Origin of the sequence: Mycolicibacterium vinylchloridicum (genome assembly GCF_013404075.1) — a bacterium.
GTDB classification, from domain to species: Bacteria; Actinomycetota; Actinomycetes; order Mycobacteriales; family Mycobacteriaceae; genus Mycobacterium; species Mycobacterium vinylchloridicum.
In genome coordinates, this window is the sequence record NZ_JACBJQ010000127.1 from 1 (window position 1) to 4,527 (window position 4,527).

Here is a 4,527-nt window from a genome sequence, read left to right on the forward strand (position 1 = left end):
ATTCCTTTGCTCGAGTGACTTTCGCGGGTCTCTCGAAGAATCACGCGATGACCTTCATTCATCCGGCTACGACACGCCGGTACCGCTGATCAGGTCCGACTCGTACACCACTCTGCTGGACGCAACCCGAGCCCAGCCCCCGCGAACGCAGGGCCAGCATGAAGCTCCAGACGGCGGGAATCAGGGAACCCCAGTAGGACGCCTGCATCCCGGCGGGGGCGCCGTCGGGGCGGCCCTCCAGGCACGGGATCAGGAAAACCGGAGTCTTCTCCAGGTTCTCGTTCAGATACTTGGCCGAGCTCAGCACCGAGTCCATCTGTGCATCGCGCATATCGCCCCGAACCGGCGCCGGCATGTCGAGGTAGGGCGTGCCGGTGGCTCGGTAGATGTCGGCCAGCGCCTTCTTCTTGGCGGGGTCCTCGACGAACAAGAACTGCCAGCCTTGGGCATTGGAACCGGTGGGCGCCTGCAGCGCCAGATCCAGACACTCCATCAGCACCTCACGCGGGACCGGCCGGTCGAAGTCGAGACGCTTGCGAACCGATCGGGTGGAGGTCAGGAGTTCATCAACGGTCAGATCGAGTGTCATGGGCTGAGACTACATTCGGCTCCATGGCAACTGAACTGACTCAAGAGGTCATCGATCGGCTCACCGGTGACCACTACGGCTGGCTGACCACGGTCGCGAAATCCGGCCAGCCGGTACCCAAGTTGGTGTGGTTCTTCTTCGACGGCACCGACCTCATCGTCTACACCGCGCCCGGCTCGGCCAAGGTGCGCCACATCCGGTCGCATCCGCGCGTCAGTCTGAACCTGGACTCCGACGGCAACGGTGGGGGCATCATCGTCGTCGGGGGCACCGCCACTGTGGACAGCGAGGACGCCGATCCCCGCGATGATGGCCCGTACTGGGCCAAATACGGTGCGCTGTCAGATCAATTCGGGTTGACCGACTCGATGGGCGGGTTCAACCTGCGGCTGCGGATCAGTATCGACAAGGTGTGGACGACCCCGACGGAGTAGGGCAGCTGGCCGAGCGGAAGAAACTCATCTGAAGTCGCGCGAGCGGGAGCCGACCTTCATCGTGATACGGCCCATCCGCTCGGCCATGACGGTCACCGCACCCGTGGCGTTTTGCACCTGCCCGCGGATCAGCAGGGCCGAGGCGCTCTGGGCCAGTTTGCGATGGCGATTCCACACTCCCGGCGTGCACAGCACATTGACCATGCCGGTCTCGTCCTCGATGTTCATGAACGTCACGCCCTGCGCGGTGGCCGGACGCTGGCGATGCGTCACTGCACCCGCGATCAGCACCCGGCTGCCGTCGGGCACGTCGAGCAGGCGGTCGGCCGGGAGTACCCCCATCGCGTCGAGATCTTCCCGAAGGAACTGGGTCGGGTAGCTGTCCGGCGAGATGCCGGTGGCCCACACGTCGGCAGCGGCCAATTCCACCTCGGTCATGCCGGGCAACGCCGGCACGTTCGACGATGAGCCGACGCCGGGCAGCCGGTCGGCACGCTGGGTGGCCGCCGCCCCGGCCGCCCACAACCCCTCCCGGCGGGCGATCGAAAAGCAGCCCAGCGCCCCGGCAGTGGCCAACGACTCGGTTTGCGGCACCGAAAGCTGGACCCGCCCAGTCAAATCCAGTAGGGAGGTAAACGGTCCGCCGATGTCGCGTTCGTCGACGATACGTTGGGCAAGCTCGTCACCGATGTGGCGCACCGCACCCAGTCCCAGCCGCACATCCAGTCCGGAGTTCTCCAGCGTGGGGTACGCCAGACTTGCGTTGACATCAGGCCCGTGCACGACGACCCCGTGTCTGCGGGCGTCGGCGACCAGCGACTGCGGCGAGTAGAACCCCATCGGCTGGGCGCGCAGCAGCGCGGCGCAGAACGCCGCCGGATGGTGCAGCTTGAACCACGAGGAGTAGTACACCAGCGAGGCGAAGCTCAGTGAATGGCTCTCCGGGAAACCGAAATTGGCGAAGGCTTCCAGCTTCTCGTAGATCCGTTCGGCCACCTCACCGGTGATGCCATGCCGCTGCGCCATCCCGGCATAGAACCGATCGCGCAGCCGTCGCATCTTCTCGGTCGACCGCTTGGACCCCATGGCCCGGCGCAGCTGATCGGCCTCGGCCGCCGAGAAGCCCGCGCAGTCCACCGCCAGTTGCATGAGTTGCTCCTGGAACAGCGGCACCCCCAACGTCTTTCGCAGCGCGGGCTCCATGGATGGATGCTCATAGGTGACGGGTTCCAACCCGTTGCGCCGCTTGATGTACGGGTGCACCGAGCCGCCCTGGATCGGCCCGGGACGGATCAGCGCCACTTCCACCACCAGGTCGTAGAACACCCGCGGTTTCAGCCGCGGCAGGGTGGCCATCTGGGCGCGCGACTCCACCTGGAACACCCCGACCGAATCGGCCTTCTGCAACATCTCGTAGACCGCCGGCTCGGACAGGTCCAGCTTGGCCAGATCGACCGTGATGCCCTTGTGCTCGGCGACCAGGTCGATGACATAGTGCAGCGCCGAGAGCATGCCGAGACCGAGCATGTCGAACTTCACCAAACCGATTGCCGCACAGTCATCTTTGTCCCACTGCAGGACGCTGCGATTCTCCATGCGGGCCCACTCCACCGGGCACACGTCGGCGATCGGCCGGTCACAGATCACCATGCCGCCGGAGTGGATGCCCATGTGCCGCGGCAGGTTCTTGATCTGGACCGCCAGGTCGACCACCGGTTCGGGAATGCCCTCGACGTCCGGCGAGTCAGCCCCGGAGTGCCAGTGGCTGATCTGCTTGCTCCAGGCGTCCTGCTGGCCCTGGGAGAAGCCGAGCGCACGAGCCATGTCGCGCACCGCACTCTTGCCTCGGTAGGTGATGACGTTGGCGACCTGCGCGGCGTAGTCGCGACCGTAGCGGTCGTAGACGTACTGGATGGCCTTCTCCCGAAGGTCCGATTCGATGTCGATATCGATATCGGGCGGCCCGTCGCGGGCCGGGGAGAGGAACCGTTCGAAGAGCAGTTCATTGGCGATCGGGTCGACGGCGGTGACACCCAGTGCGTAGCAGACCGCGGAGTTGGCCGCCGATCCCCTTCCCTGACACAGGATGTCGTTCTCCCGGCAGAACCGGGTGATGTCGTGGACCACCAGGAAATAGCCCGGGAACTTCAACGCGGAGATGATGCCGAGTTCCCGCTCGATCTGGGCGTAGGCCTCCGGCGCGCTGGCGCGCGGCCCATAGCGCCGGCCCGCGCCGACCATCACCAATTCGCGCAGCCAGCTGTCCTCGGTGTGGCCGGTGGGCACGTCGAACGGTGGCAGCTGCGGCGCGATCAGTGCCAGCCCGAAGGCGCACTGCTCGCCGAGATCGGCTGCGGCGCTGACTGACTCGGGATGACGTGCGAACAACCGGGCCATCTCGTCACCGGAGCGCAGGTGTGCACCGCCCAGTGGGGCCAGCCAGCCGGCCGCCTCGTCCAGCGACTGGCGAGCCCGGATCGCCCCCATTGCCATGGCCAGCCGGCCGCGGCTCGGCTCGGCGAAGTGGGCGCCGGTGGTGGCAACGACACCCACCCCGAACCGCGGTGCCATCGCGGCCAGCGCGGCGTTGCGTTCGTCGTCGAGCGGATCGCCGTGACAGGCGAGTTCGATGCTGACCCGATCGCGGCCGAAGCGATCCACCAGGTCCGCCAGTGCCGCGGCAGCCGCCCGTGGCCCACCATCCGAAAGTGCCTGCCGGACATGGCCTTTGCGGCAGCCGGTGAGGATGTGCCAGTGTCCGCCCGCAGCTTCGGTGAGTGCGTCGTAGTCGTAGCGCGGCTTGCCCTTCTCGCCACCGGCCAGATGCGCGGCGGACAGCTGTCGAGACAGCCGGCGATAGCCCTCGGGGCCGCGGGCCAGCACCAGCAGGTGCGGACCGGGCGGGTCGGGCAGCTCGGTGCGGGCGGCATTGCTCAGCGACAGTTCGGCACCGAAGACGGTGCGCATCTCGAGCTCCTTGGCTGCTTCGGCGAAGCGGACCACGCCATAGAGGCCGTCATGATCGGTCAGTGCGATGGCCCGCAGGTCCAGCCGCGATGCCTCCTCGACGAGTTCCTCGGGAGTGCTGGCCCCGTCGAGGAAGCTGTAGGCCGAATGCGCATGCAGCTCGGCATAGGGCACGGCCGAGCGCAGTGGGCGCTCGGCGGGCGGCTCGTAGGGTTTCCGGTGGCGCGACCAGGCCGGGCTGTCCCCACCGTCGGCGTGCGGCTCCCCGAGCGACAGGCCCGAGCGACGGGGCTTGCCGCCCAGCACCCGCTCCATCTCCGACCAGCTCGGCGGCCCGTTGAACCAGCTCACCCCCCTCACCATACTCGAACATGTGTTCGATGCGAATGTGCGGATTCAGATTCGACAAATGTGATGTATCAGGACATCGGTGACAGTTCTGGATCAGGACATTGGTGACAGTTGGTGTATCAGGACTTCGGTGACGTTCCGTCGGTCTTGGGTTGTGGGCCGCTGGGTCGGCCGTTGCCTATGTAG

At 66.5% G+C, this 4,527-nt stretch carries 3 protein-coding genes; 1 reads left to right on the forward strand and 2 read right to left on the reverse strand.

Going from position 1 to position 4,527, the window contains the following annotated elements; translation table 11 throughout:
- Nucleotides 1–58 precede the first annotated feature (58 nt).
- Nucleotides 59–589, reverse strand: a complete 531-nt coding sequence (locus HPC46_RS33750; RefSeq protein WP_233717029.1) for a nitroreductase family protein — start codon at nucleotides 587–589, stop codon at nucleotides 59–61.
- A 23-nt stretch (nucleotides 590–612) separates the two neighbouring features.
- Between HPC46_RS33750 and HPC46_RS33755 the strand changes: the two genes are divergently transcribed.
- Nucleotides 613–1,023, forward strand: coding sequence for a TIGR03667 family PPOX class F420-dependent oxidoreductase (locus HPC46_RS33755; RefSeq protein ID WP_179476343.1), 411 nt, complete (start codon nucleotides 613–615; stop codon nucleotides 1,021–1,023).
- 24 nt (nucleotides 1,024–1,047) lie between these two features.
- On the opposite strand, the gene HPC46_RS33760 is transcribed toward HPC46_RS33755, so the two are convergent.
- Nucleotides 1,048–4,341 (reverse strand): error-prone DNA polymerase, encoded by a 3,294-nt coding sequence (locus HPC46_RS33760; protein ID WP_179476344.1) that lies wholly within the window; start codon nucleotides 4,339–4,341, stop codon nucleotides 1,048–1,050.
- Between the last annotated feature and the right edge of the window lie 186 nt (nucleotides 4,342–4,527).

Bases quoted from the DNA above. Each gene is read 5' to 3' on its own strand.
- HPC46_RS33755 (WP_179476343.1), top strand. From the start codon at position 613: ATGGCAACTGAACTGACTCAAGAGGTCATCGATCGGCTCACCGGTGAC.
- HPC46_RS33750 (WP_233717029.1), bottom strand. From the start codon at position 589: ATGACACTCGATCTGACCGTTGATGAACTCCTGACCTCCACCCGATCG.